This is a genomic window from Saccharopolyspora tripterygii, from assembly GCF_054778355.1.
The window spans coordinates 59,535-76,071 of the sequence record NZ_BAAGZP010000002.1; the positions used below are offsets into that span (position 1 = coordinate 59,535).

General features: G+C 65.1%; 14 protein-coding genes. 8 read left to right on the forward strand and 6 right to left on the reverse strand.

The window, feature by feature from the left end; genetic code table 11:
• Positions 1 to 1,149: 1,149 nt before the first annotated feature.
• Together ACYVF3_RS02505 and ACYVF3_RS02510 are read right to left on the reverse strand one after the other, a co-directional pair.
• Entirely contained in the window at positions 1,150 to 2,388 is a 1,239-nt protein-coding gene (locus tag ACYVF3_RS02505; RefSeq protein ID WP_406690657.1) for an IS701 family transposase, read from the reverse strand.
• Positions 2,389 to 2,397: 9 nt separating this feature from the next.
• The gene (locus tag ACYVF3_RS02510; protein ID WP_461152632.1) at positions 2,398 to 2,799 is read right to left on the reverse strand and encodes an anti-sigma factor family protein; all 402 of its coding nucleotides are present in this window, start codon (positions 2,797 to 2,799) and stop codon (positions 2,398 to 2,400) included.
• A gap of 847 nt (positions 2,800 to 3,646) precedes the next feature.
• Here ACYVF3_RS02510 and ACYVF3_RS02515 point away from each other — a divergent pair.
• From ACYVF3_RS02515 to ACYVF3_RS02535, 5 genes are all read left to right on the forward strand, one after another.
• The gene (locus tag ACYVF3_RS02515; RefSeq protein WP_406690656.1) at positions 3,647 to 4,537 is read left to right on the forward strand and encodes a lysozyme; all 891 of its coding nucleotides are present in this window, start codon (positions 3,647 to 3,649) and stop codon (positions 4,535 to 4,537) included.
• A 310-nt stretch (positions 4,538 to 4,847) separates the two neighbouring features.
• Positions 4,848 to 5,888 carry a C40 family peptidase gene (locus ACYVF3_RS02520; protein ID WP_461152633.1) on the forward strand — a complete coding sequence of 347 codons (1,041 nt, stop codon included), beginning with the start codon at positions 4,848 to 4,850 and terminating at the stop codon, positions 5,886 to 5,888.
• 1,369 nt (positions 5,889 to 7,257) lie between these two features.
• Positions 7,258 to 7,464: a heavy-metal-associated domain-containing protein gene (locus ACYVF3_RS02525; RefSeq protein WP_406690653.1), complete on the forward strand. Its 207-nt coding sequence runs from the start codon at positions 7,258 to 7,260 to the stop codon at positions 7,462 to 7,464.
• Between the two features lie 41 nt (positions 7,465 to 7,505).
• Positions 7,506 to 8,462: a hypothetical protein gene (locus tag ACYVF3_RS02530; RefSeq protein WP_406690652.1), complete on the forward strand. Its 957-nt coding sequence runs from the start codon at positions 7,506 to 7,508 to the stop codon at positions 8,460 to 8,462.
• A 14-nt stretch (positions 8,463 to 8,476) separates the two neighbouring features.
• Complete coding sequence (locus ACYVF3_RS02535) at positions 8,477 to 10,783, forward strand: heavy metal translocating P-type ATPase (protein WP_406690651.1); 2,307 nt, start codon at positions 8,477 to 8,479, stop codon at positions 10,781 to 10,783.
• 409 nt (positions 10,784 to 11,192) lie between these two features.
• Here ACYVF3_RS02535 and ACYVF3_RS02540 read toward each other — a convergent pair whose 3' ends face one another.
• Positions 11,193 to 11,831 carry a class I SAM-dependent methyltransferase gene (locus ACYVF3_RS02540; protein WP_461152634.1) on the reverse strand — a complete coding sequence of 213 codons (639 nt, stop codon included), beginning with the start codon at positions 11,829 to 11,831 and terminating at the stop codon, positions 11,193 to 11,195.
• A 222-nt stretch (positions 11,832 to 12,053) separates the two neighbouring features.
• Here ACYVF3_RS02540 and ACYVF3_RS02545 point away from each other — a divergent pair, with 222 nt between their 5' ends.
• Both ACYVF3_RS02545 and ACYVF3_RS02550 read left to right on the forward strand, forming a co-directional pair.
• A complete protein-coding gene (locus tag ACYVF3_RS02545) occupies positions 12,054 to 12,260 on the forward strand; it encodes a ferredoxin (RefSeq protein WP_406690649.1) in 207 nt (68 codons plus the stop codon).
• On the forward strand, positions 12,257 to 13,426 hold the full coding sequence (locus tag ACYVF3_RS02550) for an NAD(P)/FAD-dependent oxidoreductase (RefSeq protein WP_406690648.1): 1,170 nt from the start codon (positions 12,257 to 12,259) through the stop codon (positions 13,424 to 13,426). The genes ACYVF3_RS02545 and ACYVF3_RS02550 overlap by 4 nt, the downstream gene beginning before the upstream one ends.
• A gap of 269 nt (positions 13,427 to 13,695) precedes the next feature.
• Here the strand turns inward: ACYVF3_RS02550 and ACYVF3_RS02555 are convergent, their stop codons facing one another.
• The 3 genes from ACYVF3_RS02555 to ACYVF3_RS02565 form a co-directional block, all read right to left on the reverse strand.
• Entirely contained in the window at positions 13,696 to 13,938 is a 243-nt protein-coding gene (locus ACYVF3_RS02555) for a CDGSH iron-sulfur domain-containing protein (RefSeq protein ID WP_406690647.1), read from the reverse strand.
• An 18-nt stretch (positions 13,939 to 13,956) separates the two neighbouring features.
• Positions 13,957 to 14,163 (reverse strand): heavy-metal-associated domain-containing protein, encoded by a 207-nt coding sequence (locus ACYVF3_RS02560; protein ID WP_406690646.1) that lies wholly within the window; start codon positions 14,161 to 14,163, stop codon positions 13,957 to 13,959.
• Between the two features lie 533 nt (positions 14,164 to 14,696).
• Positions 14,697 to 14,978: a metal-sensitive transcriptional regulator gene (locus ACYVF3_RS02565; RefSeq protein ID WP_406690645.1), complete on the reverse strand. Its 282-nt coding sequence runs from the start codon at positions 14,976 to 14,978 to the stop codon at positions 14,697 to 14,699.
• Positions 14,979 to 15,774: 796 nt separating this feature from the next.
• On the opposite strand from ACYVF3_RS02565, the gene ACYVF3_RS02570 reads away from it, so the two are divergent.
• The gene (locus ACYVF3_RS02570) at positions 15,775 to 16,512 is read left to right on the forward strand and encodes a F510_1955 family glycosylhydrolase (protein WP_461152635.1); all 738 of its coding nucleotides are present in this window, start codon (positions 15,775 to 15,777) and stop codon (positions 16,510 to 16,512) included.
• Positions 16,513 to 16,537 lie beyond the last annotated feature (25 nt).

Here is a 16,537-nt window from a genome sequence, read left to right on the forward strand (position 1 = left end):
CCAACGAGGTCCTGGCATGGGAGTCGTACTGCGACGAGACCAACGGATTCTTGGCGCGAAACGTCCAAGCCTGGCAACGTTTGGCCGGATTTCAACATCACCGCGCGGGCACGGTTCTGGTGGCCTTTCGGGCTTCGTGGCTCGCGCTGTGCGCAACAGTTCCCGAGCACCACTTCGGATGGCCTGTCCCTTCGCTGGCCGAAGCATCCGTCGTGGTTGACGCGGACGGGTTGGTGCACGGTCTTGTGCTACGTGATCGATCGTGCGCCAACGCCTGGTGGCCCAACGTTTCCCACTTCCTCGCACCGCTCACCCGTGGACTCGAAGCTATCGGCGGCCCACCAGCAGACAGCGATCAGTACTGGGGCAACGCCGTCGGTTTGCTCGGCGAGGTGCTGCGACGGCTCGCCGCAGACGGGGCCGGAGGTGACGTGCTCGCCACCGCAGTGCAACTGCGCGCTGAGACCGGCCGAGCAGACCTGCTCGACGTCGGCGCGACGCAGAGCGGATTGTGGTCCCGACGTCGAACATGCTGCCAGCTATGGCGATCCGGCACTGGCTACTGCACAGAATGCGTACTCCACAACGCCCCACGCCGGAAGCCGCGATGACCCGACAGCGACGGGCCCACCGCTGCCCGCACAGCCATCCCAGGCATCAGCAGCCACGGCCAAGAGCGGCTCGCAACACCATTCGACAGGGCCGGTCGCCCACCCAAGCCGGCGGAAGCCGGTCGAGCCGGTTGTGCGCCACTGCAACGGGCGGCGTATCCCGAACACGGCTGAGGTTCCCATCGCGACGCCAACATCCGCGGCAACCAGCACGGCTGCGCCATTGACGCGGTTGCCCACAATCGCGATCTTGCGTCCGTTGCTCAGCGAGCCGAGCAGGCGGGCCTGTCGCAGAGCCGCCGCTCGTCACGCACGGCAACAGATTTCGATCAGTTCCTCTTCTGTTCGACCAGCCCGCAGTGACACTTGATGCTTCCGCGGCACCTTCCTACTCAACCAGCACTCCATTCCGCTGCCCGTCACGTCCTAGTAGTGCTTTGTTAGGTCGGTAATCGGTGGATGTGTTGGTGGCAGGTGGGGCAGGTGCCTGACCAGGTGGCGAGCAGTGTTTGCAGCTCGCGGATGACCTTGTAGAGGGTCAGGCTGCCCCAGATGCTTTTGGGTTGTTCAGGCGGAGGGTGGTGAGGAACAGGTGTGCTGCGGAGGCCAGGGTGACGTGGCGGTGCCAGCCGGTGAAGGATCGGCCTTCGAAGTGGTCGAGTCCGAGGCCGGTTTTGAGTTCGCGGTAGTCGTGCTCGATGCGCCAGCGGATCTTGGCCAGCCGTACCAACTCTGTGGCCGGTGTGTCGGCGGGCAGGTTCGAGATCCAGTATTTGATGGGTTCTTCGGTATCGGGCGGCCATTGGGCGATCAGCCACCGTGCAGGCAGCGATCCATCCGGTTGCAGGCGTGGCTTGCGTCCGGCGACACGGACAGGCATGGCGACGAATTCCGAGCTGAGCTTGCCTCGGGAGCCTTCCCGCCACGTGATGGTCGTGCCAGCGTCGCGTCCAGCGCCAAGGACGTGCTGGCGCAGACTGATCGGCTTGTCCTGGTACCGGGGCCCAGGGCGCGGGCCGCGCCCGGAATAGGGCCGCAACTCCGGGACCGCGTCGATGGTATGAGCGGTGGCTTCACCCTTGACCTGCACCACGTAGGACAAATGGCGATCCTCCAACGCGGCCCGGAAATGGGCGTTGTCGCCGTAGCCGGCGTCGGCGACAACCACCGGCGGCGCAAGCCCCCATTCGGCCAGTTCATCGAGCATCTCCACCGCCATCATCCACTTCGGACGGTTCCGCTCCGTGTCCGGGATCGCGCAGCGCGCACGACGCTGCACCACCTCCGCCGCCAAGCCATCCTCGACCGCGCAGACATCGTCCCAGCTTTGTGGCACGAACAACCGCCAGTTCACCGCCGCCGAAGCAACATCGGTGACCATGTGCACGCTGACCCCGACCTGGCAGTTGGTCACTTTGCCGGCCGTGCCCGTGTACTGTCGCGCCACACACGGAGATCGTTTGCCGTCCTTGAGAAAGCCCGTGTCATCAACCACCCACGCCCCCGGCGCCACCGTCTTATGGGCAAGCCGGGCCAACCTGGCCCGCACCGCGGAGACCTCCCACGTCGACGACGAGACAAACTGCTGCAACCCCTGGTGATCAACGCCAAGTCGCTCGGCCATCGGCTGCATCGACTTCCGCCGCCCGTCCAGCAACAACCCCCGCAGATACGTCTCGCCCTTGGCCCGCTGATCAGACCGCACCATCGCCGCGAACACCTCCGCCGCGAACTCTTCCAGCCGGCCACGCACTCGAGCGAGATCACCCTGCTTCACAACACAAGATCATCCCACACCAAGATCCACACCTAACAAAGCACTACTAGGCGTCGGACAGCAGTGCCGACGAGTGACCAGCGCCAAATAAGACGCCACCGCTAGAACGGCGGCGAACATGGCGGCGATCGTCCTCCAACGCCGGGAGCGGACCTTGGCCAGCAGGGCGGGCAGCCGATCCGGGTCCTGCGGCTGACCGGGAACGTGCTTGTCATTGACCATCGCGAGCAACTCGGGTAGTCGAGAAAGTTCTTGAACGGTACGCGCACAGGACTCACAAGAACTCAGGTGTTCTTCAAACGCGGACGTGTCCTCAGGCGATAGCGCGCCGAGAACATACGCGGCATCAAGGACCGCTAGTGGATCCGTCCTCGACTCAATTCGATCATTCACCGGTGGCACGCTCCTCACCTCAAGATTCCGCCGACCAAGCCGATGCTCAGGGCCTAACCGCCTCCAGCCTGACGGCAGCCCCGGCGACCACCCAAGCCCTCACGCTCCGTTCCGGATCAGCTAGCACAAACCCTGCTTCGGTCGTGATCTCCGAGTGCGGCCCACGTTCACTTCACCCAAGAACCAATCCATGTACACGACATTCGCCCCCTTCTGGTTCAAAACAACAAGTGATCAAGGTCGTAGCTCGGCACATCACTGAGACGCATACGTGCGGGCCCCGCACTGGCACGGCCGTCGCTGGAGCAGCTGGGGAGCTGCAGCTATGACCGGCCAACTGGAATCGGCGCCCGCTGCGCACGCACCCGAGAGACGACCGGGCAACGCCTTGATCAGCAAAAATCTGCGAACCCGGCGGAATGGCGGCCAACCGCTTCCGGGCTAGCGGCCACCTCCCGGTTACGGTTATGAGCCGCGGACGATCGCCGACCGCTGTGGCACACACCTGCATTTCGGAGCTGTGACGTGGGTCGCCAATACTCCACCACCGACCCCCAAATATCACATTCAGTAATTATAAACCATATTTCTAGTAACCCAAACGCATTAATGCAGGTAGCTATGCGCGTATAAACCGCGATGCGCATGCACGCTCCGTGCTGAAGCCTCGGGCTTCATGAGCCCCGAATCCCCCAAAAAGCACGAACGCGCCTCGACCCCCGACGAGGCGTCTGACCGCGGATTGCTGGCACCGCTGCTACGGCGTGCCAAAGAAGCACCCCTTGTGTGGCGTCTCCGGGAGAGGGTTGCGCCGCACGTCGAAAAGCTCCCCGCATCAGTGCGACACGCTCCGCGGAAAAGGTCGGTGCAGGTTGGCGCTGGCATCGCCGCCGTCGGCATGGTGGGCCTGGTGATCGGCAGTCTGACCACCGGCCCCAGCGAAGCCAAGGTCGAGGAGGCCGCCATGGCGGTTCCGGAGCAGGCTCCGGCTCCTCAGGCAGCACCCCAGCAGATCACGCCATTCCAAGCCACCCCGCCGCAGGCCGAGCAGCCCGCGCCAGAGACGACCCCCGCGCCGGTGGACCCGACCACTTCTCCACCGGCGCCGGAGGCCCCGCTTGGCCCGCCGGTGGAGGGCATCGACGTATCGAACCACAACGGCGCCATCGACTGGGGCAAAGTCGCTGGCGACGGCAAGAAGTTCACCTTCGTCCTGGCCACCGACGGCACGAGCTTCAGCAACCCGCGCTACAGCGAGCAGTACCACGGCGCCAAGGACGCCGGTCTGATCGCGGGCGCCTACCACTTCGCGCGGCCGGACAAGTCTTCGGGCGATGCGCAGGCGAACCGCTTCCTCGACGTCGCCGACTACCAACGCGACGGCAAGACCCTGCCGCCGGTATTGGACCTGGAAGTGGATCCGAACAGCGGCGGCTGCTACGGCCTGTCGGTTGACGAGATGCACCAGTGGACCCAGGCATTCAACGACAAGGTCAAGGAGCGCACCGGCAAGGACCCGATCATCTACGCCAACCCGTCGTTCTGGAAGCAGTGCATGGGCAGCACAGACACCTTCGGCGACCACGCGCTGTGGCTGGCGTCCTACGGCGTGGACAGCCCCTCGGTCCCCAACGGCTTCGGCAACTGGGACTTCTGGCAGTACACGGACAAGGGCAAGGTGGCCGGCATCGGCGGCAACACCGACCTGAACAAGTATCAGGAGGGCATGGAGCGCCTCAAGCAACTGGCCAGCTGACCCAGTACCGACCGAAACTCGACGTGAACGGGCCGTCCGCGCAACCGCGGGCGGCCCGTTCCATATGCGTCTCCCGGAGCGTGGCACCAGCACGCGCCTTTCACCGGCGACGAGTCTCCCCAGCACCGATGGAACGGAGTGTGACCAATCAATTCCCGTGCGTACCTACGATTGGCCGTAGTAGACATCTGAGGATCTTTCGAGTAGCTTTCGCGATCGGGCCGCGGGGAGCCCTCGCTGACACACCGTGAGGTGGGATCCGCTCATCGCAAGCGCAAGATCCCGCCAGGACAGAGGAGACTTTCGCAACGTGGCTTCACACCGACTCAAACAGTCGATGAAGGCAGCGCTCGCGGCCTCCGCGATTGCCGTGATGGCCGGAACCATCGCGATCCCCGCTGGCGCGCAGCCCTCGGACCCCCTTGAGGAATACAAGAAACTCGGGGCGGAAGCGGCTAAAGCCGAGGAAGATCTGAGCGACGCAGAGATGGCCATGGATTCCAACGAATCCGAGCTGGCCAAGGCCAAAGCCTCGGTCGCGCAAGCTAAGACGGTCGAAGAGCAAGCCCGGAGCGAGCAAACGCGACTCCAGGGCGACGTCGACCGCCTCGCCGGTTCGGCCTACCGTGGAACTCGCGTGGACGAATTCACTGCTGGGCTGACCAGCAAGTCCCCGGATGATTTCCTCGACCAGGCCACTATGCTCGGCGCGTTGGCCACCGACAACAAGCAGGTGCTCGACGGATTCAAGGACGCGACTCAGCGCGCTCAACGCGCTCGTGAGCAAGCTCAAGAAGCCGAGACCCGCGCGCAACAGGCCACCGACGAAGCTGCTCGTCTCGTCGGTGAAGTCCGACAGCGCAAAAAGGATCTCGACAGCCAGATCAAGACCGTCCGTCAGGCTCTCAACGACCTCGACGATTCCGACCGGAAACGCTTGCAAGGTCCGGTCGACGATGGCGAGTACCTCGGGCCGCCCGGGGCAGCGAACGCGGCACTGCAGGCAGCGTTGTCCAAGCGCGGTTCTGAGTACGTGTGGGGCTCGAAGGGCCCGACCACGTTCGACTGCTCAGGACTGACCCAGTGGGCGTACAAGCAGGCCGGCATCTCCATCCCACCGAGCAGCCGCACCCAGTGGTCAGTTGGCCGGCCAGTGTCCAAGGACCAACTCCAGCCCGGCGACCTCGTCTTCTACGACGACGGCAGCGGCGATCCTTCGCAGATCCACCACGTGGGCATGTACGTCGGCGACGGCAAGATGGTTGACGCACCGACCGAAGGGCAGCTCGTAGACGTGCGCTCGATCAAGGGCGACGGCCACTACATCGGCGCGCGCCGGATCGTGGGGTGACCCGCCCCGCAGCATCCTTTTTCGATCCGCTTACCCATCAGACCGACAGCGCTGTCCTGATGGGTAAGCCCGGCACTGCTGGTCCCCGACGTCAAGATGGTGCGGTCCGGTCGAAGATGTCTGCATGACCATTATTGCCGGACGGCCTCCGGAGTCGGCGCAACAAGAATCCGGGCAGCTTGAGCATGCTCGGAGGCACGGCGCGAGAGTTGCGGCAGATGTCAGGTCCCCATGACGGGATGAGCGGCTGGAGAGCCTCCACTTCTGGCTGGCACCTCGTCCCCGCTGCCCCGGCAGGGCGTTGTGCCGCGGCGGCATGGACCGCACACGCGGGTATGTGTACCGGTGGAGGTGCCGCCTGCAGGCGTGGACCTCACCCCTGTACTACAAATGCAGTAGATAGCTAAGAAGCGCCCCTGGACCAGCGGCAAGAACATCTGCCAGGCACGGTCCGCGCGGAGTGCAGGCAAGCCTGCCTCATCGCACGGTGAGGCGCGATTCCATGCCTTGCTGTCGATGCCCGCCAACAGGGCACCACAGCTCATACGTCCCGGGCTGCAGCGTCACTGTGAGTTGCTGACTGCCACCTCCGCGCGGGATGACAGGCGTGGTCACTTCCGAGACGCCTGGCCCTTCGATAGACAGCGCGTGAGGCGCCTGGCCTCGCTGCTCCGCAATGAAGGTATACGTTCCGGGCGCCATCGGGTTTTGCGATAGATCAAGGGCGAAATCGCGGAGCCCGACGGTCGCGACACCCGGTTTCCCGGGAGCAGGCGGCCCAGCGGGAGCACCCGGCGTCGGCACAGGCGGCGCTTGGCCACCACCCGCACAACCGATCAGAACCGAGGCAAGCAGAGCCAGCAGGCCTCCACGGGCGGCAAGTTGCATCCAACGCATCGGTCGCCACCTAGATCAGGACGCGCAACAGGCGCGACACCAGTCGGAAGCGGGTTCACTTCCAGGCTACGACTTCGAGCGCGCAATGTCTGGACGACCACATCGCGCGCGACGAACTAGCAAACCGGTTCTCTGACGAGAGCGCCCTGCCGCCCCGTCGTGGCCCGCCCCGTCCATCACCACTACTCGGCAAGACAGCGAGTTGGCCGCGCAGATCGTGGGAGATGGCCAAGATCGCGCGGCTCTGAGCACAGCTCGGCGAGCAACGAAGGAGCGCAGTTCCGCCCCTCGCACCAGCCACGGATGGCCGACCCAACCCCTCTACCCCCACCAGCCCTCACGCGTGCTGTTCCGAGCGCCGGAAAGGCAGCTGACCTCAACCTCGCAGAGGTTGACTACAGTACCCCCCTAGGGTATTAATGGTGCATGTTGGCCGACGCAGCCGACAAGAGAGCGCGAAAGGACTGTCATCGTGATCGAGACGAACTACACCGTGGTCGGGATGACCTGTGAGCACTGCGTGCGGTCGGTGACCGAGGAAGTCAGCAAGATCGCCAGCGTCTCCGACGTGTCCGTGGACCTGTCCTCCGGTGCCGTAACCCTGCACAGCTCGGAGCCGGTGTCCGACGACGACGTGAGGGGAGCCGTCGAGGAAGCCGGCTACGAGCTCGCTTCCTGACGAGAACGGATCCCAGCGGATCCGGTAGCGAAAGGGTTGCAATGAACACAGCAGCGAAGCTCTGCGCCTACGGCGCGGTGCTCGCGGTCGCCTTCGGCGGCTCGTGGGCCGCCGGATCCGCTGTCGGCCCGTTAACGTCCAGCAGCGCCCAGGCGCACGCCGGACACCCCGACCAGGCGAACTCCGAGGCAAGGGACACCAACAGAGGCACCACCACAGGAACCCCGCAGGGCACTCCGGCAGGGCTGGCGTCAACCAGTGGCGGTTACACCCTCGCGCCCACCACGACACTGATCGCGCCGGGCAGCACCGACGAGTTCTCCTTCCGCATCACCGGCCCGGACGGGTTACCGGTCACCCGGTTCGACACTGAGCACGACAAGCAGATGCACCTCATCGTTGTGCGCCGGGACACGGCCGGATACCAGCACATCCACCCCGAGATGAACCCGGACGGCACCTGGCACGTCCCGCTGCGGTTCGCCGATGGCGGGACCTATCGGGTGTTCGCGGACTTCGCACCGACCGGCAGCGAGGCGCAGACACTCGGCGTGGACGTCTCAGCCCCGGGAACCTTCACACCGCTGGCTCCCCAGCCCTCCCGAATCGCTGAAGTCGATGGCTACCAGGTACGTCTGGACGGCGATTTGGTCGCGGGCACTTCGTCGCCGGTCACACTGACCGTGAGCAAGGACGGACGCCCGGTCAGCAACCTGCAGCCCTACCTGGCGGCCTACGGCCACCTCGTCGCACTACGGACCAGCGACCTGGCTTACCTGCATGTCCACCCCACGGGCACGCCGGGCGATGGGCGCACACCCGCCGGGCCGGGCATCGCCTTCCAGGCCGAAGTCCCCTCCGACGGCACCTACCGCCTGTTCCTGGACTTCCAGCACGAAGGCAAGGTCCGCACCGCCGAATTCACAGTTGCCGCACAGCAGGTCAGCGGCCGGCAGAGCCCTCCGCCCGCCGACGATGGCCACGGTGGCCACGGGTGAACAGGAGAACCTCGATGAGCACTGAAACACAGGGCCCCACGACGGAGATCGAGCTGGCCATCGGCGGCATGACCTGCGCCTCATGCGCCGCACGAGTCGAAAAACGCCTCGGCAAGCTCGATGGTGTCACTGCCACGGTCAACTACGCCACGGAGAAGGCCAAGATCACCTTTCCCGAGGGGATCGACCCGCAACAACTGGTCAAGCAGGTCGAAGCGGCTGGCTACACGGCCGAGCTGCCCGCTCCGCCCCAGGCAGCCGAAGAAGAGGGGGCCCCAGAAGCGGACCCGACGAAGTCCCTGCGGGACCGGTTGATCCTCTCCGTGGTGCTGTCGGTACCGGTGATCGTCTTGGCAATGGTGCCAGCTTTGCAGTTCACCTACTGGCAGTGGATCTCACTAACGCTCGCCGCGCCGGTCGTGGCGTGGGGTGCGTGGCCTTTCCACAAGGCCGCGTGGACCAACCTGCGTCACGGCGCGGCCACGATGGACACCCTGATCTCCATGGGGACCCTCGCCGCGTTCCTGTGGTCGCTCTACGCGCTGCTGCTGGGCAGCGCTGGCACACCGGGCATGACTCACGCGTTCGAGCTGACCATCCAGCGCATGAGCGGCGACGGCAACATCTACCTCGAAGTCGCCGCGGGGGTGACCACGTTCATCCTCGCCGGGCGCTACTTCGAGGCTCGTTCCAAGAGGCGCGCGGGCGCGGCGCTTCGGGCGCTGCTGGAGCTGGGCGCTAAGGACGTCGCCGTTATCCGCAACGGCCGGGAGGAGCGCATCTCGACCGACCAGCTCGCCGTTGGCGACCAGTTCGTCGTCCGCCCTGGCGAGAAGATCGCGACCGACGGAGTGGTCGAGGAAGGCACCTCCGCGGTGGACGCGAGCATGCTCACCGGCGAATCCGTACCCGTCGAGGTCGGCGTCGGTGACGCCGTCGTGGGCGCTACCGTCAACGCCGGCGGGCGACTGGTCGTCCGCGCGACCCGTATCGGGGCCGACACCCAGCTGGCGCAGATGGCCAAGATGGTCGAGGACGCCCAGAACGGAAAGGCTGCCGTCCAACGGCTGGCCGACCGCATCTCCGCCGTCTTCGTGCCGATCGTCATCGGGCTGGCGGTCGCAACCCTCGGGTTCTGGCTCGGCTCTGATGCCGGAGCCACCGCGGCGTTCACAGCTGCCGTGGCGGTGCTGATCATCGCCTGCCCGTGTGCACTGGGCTTGGCCACCCCGACCGCGCTGCTGGTCGGCACGGGCCGGGGCGCGCAGATGGGCATCCTGATCAAGGGCCCGGAGGTCCTGGAGTCCACCCGCCGCATCGACACCATCGTGCTGGACAAGACCGGCACCGTCACCAGCGGACAGATGTCGCTGGTGACCATCCACACCACCTCCGGAACGGACGAGGACGAGGCGCTGCGCCTGGCGGGCGCTGCCGAGCACGCCTCGGAGCACCCGATCGCCAAGGCGATCGCACAAGGCGCGGCCGACCGCGTCGGAAGGCTCCCCGCCGTTGAAGACTTCACCAATGTCGAAGGCTTGGGGGTTCAGGCCGTTCTCGACGGACACGCGGTGCTCGTCGGACGACCGGCCCTGCTTGATCAGTGGAGCCAGCCTCTGCCGGCAGACCTTGTTGAGGCGCAGGCCGGAGCGGAGAAGCGGGGTCGCACGGCGGTCGCGGTGGCATGGGACGGCGCTGCCCGCGCCGTCCTGGAGGTGGCCGACACCGTCAAACCCACCTCCGCCGAGGCGATCGCTGGGTTGCGCAAGCTCGGGCTCAAGCCCGTGCTGCTCACCGGCGACAACGAAGCCGTGGCGCAGACGGTGGCCGCCGAGGTCGGCATCGACGAGGTCATCGCCGAAGTCCTGCCACAGGACAAGGTCGACGTCGTCAAGCGCCTGCAATCCGAAGGCCGCGCGGTCGCCATGGCCGGTGACGGCGTCAACGACGCCGCCGCGCTCGCCCAGGCCGACCTCGGTCTGGCCATGGGCACCGGCACCGACGTGGCGATCGAGGCCAGCGACCTCACCCTGGTGCGCGGTGACCTGCGCGCAGCGGTCGACGCCATCCGACTCTCCCGCCGCACGCTGGGCACGATCAAGGGCAACCTGTTCTGGGCCTTCGCCTACAACGTGGCTGCCCTACCACTGGCAGCCGTCGGACTGCTCAACCCGATGATCGCGGGTGCAGCCATGGCGTTCAGCTCGGTGTTCGTCGTCGGCAACAGCCTGCGGCTGCGTCGCTTCCGCAGCACCATCACCTCCGAACCACTGCCCAACGCTGAAGGGACCAAACCCGCACTGGCAGCAACTCGCGGCTGAGCTCGACACTCGTCCGATGTGGTCGTGCACCTCGGTGCACGACCACATCTTTTGTCTAGAGAGACACACGGTTCCATGAGCTACGCGTCACGCCAAGGCCAGTAAAACCAGTCCGCACCTTCTCCAGTCGGCCGCACTGCGGCGGGCGACGCCCATCGCAAGCTGTGCGCCGAACTTGGAGTGCACCCGACCGCAAAGATCTGTGTCTCCGGGTGACTTCTTAACGGGGCACTTGCATCCCGGCAGTCCGGGCAAGACGACACCGAGCGAAAAGGTCCTCAGGCTCAGCACTGAACAGTTGTTCGGGCGTTCGACTTCGGGGGAAGGGGCTGGATTCAACGGCACAGCACGGCAGACTCCGGCGTGTGCCGTCCGACCAAAGCTCCGCGTGTACGGCGAAAACTCACGATCACGGTCTCCCTCGGTCGCTGCGGAAGGCCACGCCGACAAGGTAATCTCCGCCGACCCGAGTCGTCCACCGCTCGCCGATGTCCAGACCGTGGCGGGGCAGTTCAGCCAGGAATTCCCCAGTGGTGAACCGATCCTCGCTGGGTTGATCGAACAGCACCCGGTACGAGGTCCGCATCAGCGCAGTGGCGGTTACCTCGTCGAAGAAGAATCGCCCGCCCGGCTTGAGCACCCGGGCGGCTTCGGCCAGCGCGTCGCGCCAGTTCGGGATGTGGTGGATGATCGCGAAGTCGAACACCGCGTCGTAGGAAGCGTCCGCACCTCCGCCGAACGCATGGAATGCCGCGTCCAGGTTGGTGGCGCTGCCCTGCGCCAGTCGGACGCTGTCGCCGTACCGCCTCAACCGCCGCTCGGCACGGTTGATCATCGCCGGGTCCAGGTCGACCGCATCAACGCTGGCGGCACCGAACTTGTCGAGGATCAACGTGGTACCGAAACCGGGGCCGCAGCCGATCTCGACCGCTCTCGCCCCCGGTGTCCTCGCACCCAACGCAGTCAGCAGCCGCACCTCGTAGAAGCGCTGAAGCCACCGTCGGGGCGGAGAGTTCACCAGCGCTGTCTCCACGCGGTTCATCAACATCGTCGCGCCACCCGCTCTCGGCTGATCGTCATACACGGACACAAAGGTCATGACGAACTCTATGACAGATTATACCCAACAGGGGTATTGTAAAAAGTTCCTGCCTCTCAAGACTGTCGCAGTTCCGCGTTACCACTCCAAAGTTTCCCGACGCAGGGATTGCCTTTCGTCGACCTGTATTTATACCTTAGGGGGGTACTCTAAATCAGGAGGGACGTTCCGATGCGCATCAACATCGACTTCGACAGGTGCGAAGGACACGGAATGTGCGCGCTTGTTGCTCCATCGGTCTTCGAGATCGATGAGAACGGCAACACGCAGTTCGTCGCCGAACCGCCAGACTCCGAGCAGGAGAATGTCCTGGAAGCGGTTCGCGCTTGCCCGGCCGCCGCGATCAAGATCCTCGACGACGGCGGGGCCCGCCAATGAGCGACAAAGTGGTCGTGGTCGGCGGCGGGCTTGCGTGCGCCCGCCTGATCCAAGCCCTGCAAGCAGCGGGTTTCCGCGGACGGGTCATCGTGATCGGCGATGAGCAGCACCCGCCCTATGATCGCCCGCCCCTGTCGAAGGGGATGCTTGTCAACGATGTGGAACCGCCTTTTCCCCATTTGCTGGCGGAGTCGGACGCGAAGGCGGTCGATTGGACGCTGAGTTGCCCGGCTCGTTCACTCGACACAACCGACAAGCAGGTTGAGCTGGTGGACGGACGACTCGTCCGGTACGACACCGCGGTTCTGGCCACCGGGTGCCGGGCTCGCCCCCTACCGATTGCACCGCAGCTCAACACGCTCCGAACCGCTGACGACGCATTCCGGATCCGCCGTGCGCTGGTGTCCAAGCGAGGACGTCTCCTGCTCGTCGGCGCAGGCTTCATCGGCTCCGAACTCGCCGCAGCCGCGGTGCGGCGCGGCTGGGAGGTCGACGTCGTCGACACCACTCCCCTGCCCCTTCAAGCCGCGCTGGGCGAGCACGCAGCACGGTGGCTCTGGCAGCAACATCGCAGCAGAGGCGTGCGGACGCATTTCGGCACACAGGTCCAGGAACTGTTCGAATCCGACAACCGCCACCGCGCAGTCCTCAGTGACGGAACGGGGATTGCGGCAGACCTCGCGGTAGCAGGAATCGGCACGGTGCCCAATGTGGAATGGCTTCACGGCACCGGCCTGGACATCAGCGACGGCGTACTCGTGGATCAGTCGCTGCGAGCACTCAAACCAACTGGCGAATCGTTGGACGGCGTGCTCGCGATCGGCGACGTCGCACGAGCTCCAACACCTCCGCTCGGCGGTATCCCAATCCGCGTCGAGCACTGGAGCACCGCCGGAGCACACGCGAGAATCGCGGCTGCCACGATCCTCGAGAGACCGCACTCGCGCCGGAGTGCGCCGCCGACGTTCTGGACGGACTTCTACGACCACCGGATTCAGGTGGTCGGGAGCCCGACCAACGGAGAACCGGGGGATCCGGAAATGGGCGGAAAGGGCTTTGCCATCGACTTCCACGACAACCGCCGTTTGGTAGGCACGGTCTCGGTCAACTGGCCTGCCCGTTTGGTGCAAACACATCGCGAGCTCACCGTTGACCGTCAAAGTTGATCAATAGAGGACCGGCGATGCGAACACTCCTATGCCCGCGACAGGCATTTCAGTGGCGAACGGTGCACCTACGTCTGGAAGCAGCCGTGCATCTGTGCTGCCACCAACTGCTCCCGAACATCAACGCTGTGGCTAGCAGAAAAGGGCGAATCGGCAACGTGGCTGTCGACGTAACCGCATCCACATTGGCCGCATGCCGGCGCACGACGCAGAAGTAGCACTGCCGTGGTGGGGCGCATCTTGAGCGCCCCACCACTGGCATGCTGCTTCTATTCGGTTGACTCGCCGTTCACCCGCTCCGCGGCGACGAATCCCTGCCGCGAGTGGGAGCCGTCGCAGAACGGCTTCTTCTCCGAGAGCCCACAACGGCACAGCAACCGAGTACGGCCGGGCCCGAGCTCGTAGACGTTGTTCTCGTGGTCGACGACCTTGATGGGGCCCTTCACCTGGTACGGCCCATTGTCCACCGTCTTGATCACTACCGCCGGTTCGACCGAAGCGGCTTCGTCCATCGACACGCGCTAGTCCCCTTAGCTCGCGACCTCGTAACCCGCTTCGTTGACCGCGTTGCGAATGACCTCGGGGGAGACGGGCGACTCGCTGATGACCGTGAGCTCACCGTTGCTGATGTCCACATCGACATCGGTAACACCATCGACGGCCGTGACTGCGGTGGACACCTTGCTCATGCACCCGGAGCACGTCATCCCTTTGACGATGAAGGTGCTTTCACTCATTGAATCCCCTTCCATCGAACTAACGGTACCCCTGTAGGGTATTTTGATACTAGTCCAGAGGATCCACGAGCACAAACGTGCTGCGGGGCGAGCGCACGCCTGGAGGTAGAACTGGGTCCCGACGAGAAGGTTTCTCACCGGGACCTTCTTCGTGTGCGTCACCACGCACGTGGGCCTTCAAGCTTCGGGCGCACGGCAAGGTGCGAGCAAACACCGCCCAACCGGCAATCACCGCACGCCCGGGACATATCGTCAGGCCAAGGCCGCGAATCTAGACTTCTCGGCTGGTGCTAATGGGTGGCCTTGTGGCGTGTGAGGCGCCGAGAAGCAGGCAGCAGAGGCCCCGTGGCGTGCCAACCAAAATCCATCACCAACGCGGGCAGCTCTGACTCCCCGATCGGCATGCCACCAACCACGCGCGCCAGGCACGCGTCAGCCAGTGTGCCGTCAACTCGCCATACCGCTTTGCCGACCAAAGACTCAGGGGCAACCTCGGCACCTGTCACCACCTCGGCCAGTTTTCCGCCTGCAGCTCATGACCGCACGAGGCGGGCAATCGCATCGCTGGCCTCCTTGACCTTTGCGTCGGCAGCCTGGCCACCTTCGACCATCGCCTCGGCAACGCAGTGCTTGAGGTGCTCGTCCAGAAGCCCGATCGACACGGCCTGCAGTGCACGCGTCACAGCTGAGACCTGCGTGAGGATGTCGATGCAGTACTTGTCCTCCTCGACCATGCGCGCCAAACCGCGCACCTGGCCCTCGATGCGCCGCAGGCGCTTCTGATAGTTCTCCTTGTCCTGGGCGTAGCCGTGCATCGCCAACTCCCATCAGTCGCTGGATTCCTATAGTACCCCCTCCGGGTAACGTACCGCTGTTGACCGGGAAGAGATCCGCGAGAAATCCCATGATGCTGAATCCCTATGCCCAGCCTTGACTCAGCGGTGTTGTGACTTCCCGAAAGCACTGGCCGAAGGTTTGATCGTCTTTATGGTCGTCCAGACGACGATCTCCGCGTCGACCGTTTGCAGCCGCACCTCGAGCCGATCTCACCCACTTCGGGCGCGGCCATCAGCAGCACCCCCGCTCGGGACGGCTCCTTCGCCTTTAACGGGCACATCCTTGGCCGCGCACCCGCCCCTGGCCCCACGGACCGCGATTGGTGCTGCGCCGCCCGCCACAACACCGGCCGCATCAAGGTCGCCGACGGGCGTCTGCCGACGTGTCGGCAGACGCATCGAACCAACGAGCGGAATGCTCGCCTCCAGCTCGCACATCGGCATAGCGCAGGCCCAGCATGCGCAGGAGAGTTCGTCTGTAACTTCAATCACGGACCGGCAAGCAGGCTGGCTAACGAAGTACTAGTAGCCTTAGTAAGCAACGTCCGGGGAACGAATCATCATCACGCTCACCCCTGGAACTGGCAGCTGATCGAGCAGGAACCACATGTCACCCCAAAGACCTCTCGGGCCTACCACGGACCCACGACGCACACGGAGCCGGACCGTGGTGGCATCAGCCACCGCGTTGGTGCTCATCGCAGTGGTGGTTGCAGCGGTATGGATAAGCCGGAGCGGCCGCGAGAGCGGTGTCGATGACTCGAGCAGCCAGGCCATGACCCACGTGCACGGCCTCGGAGTGGACCCAGCCAACGGGGTGCTCTACGCGGCAACCCACAACGGGATGTTCCGCCTGCCCGACAACGGCAAGCCCGAGCGGGTCAGCGAGCTGCAACAGGACACGATGGGCTTCACCGTCGCCGGACCAGGCCAATTCCTCGGAAGCGGGCACCCGGATCCCAGCATCGCCGGCGCACCGGCGAACCTCGGCCTGATCGAGAGCACCGACGGTGGACGGACTTGGAATCCACTGTCCTTGTCCGGGCAGGTCGACTTCCACGGCCTTGAGGCCAAGCACGGTCAGGTCTTCGGCTACAGCAGCGCAACCGGGCTCATGGTGAGCCCCGACCGGACGTCCTGGGAGCGACGGGCATCGGTGCCGTTGGCCGACTTCACGGTGAGTCCGACTTCACCCGCAGAACTGCTCGCAACTACCGAGCAGGGCCCGATGCGCAGCACCGACGGCGGCCGAACCTTCGCCCTCATTCCCGGCGCACCGTTGCTCTACCTCCTCGATTGGTCGAAGCCCGACCAGCTCCACAGCGTCGATCCGCAGGGCCGCACCTACGTGAGTCCCGACGGCGGCGCAACATGGGAGCCGCGCGGACAGCTCCCCAGCGCACCGCAGGCCATGACGGTCGACGGCAACCGCTGGTACGTCGCGACCGAGAGCGCCGTGATGGTGTCGTCCGATGGCGGTCGCACCTTCCAGCTGCGCACGCCCCTCACCTGAGCGGTTGTCCACCACGACACCGGGA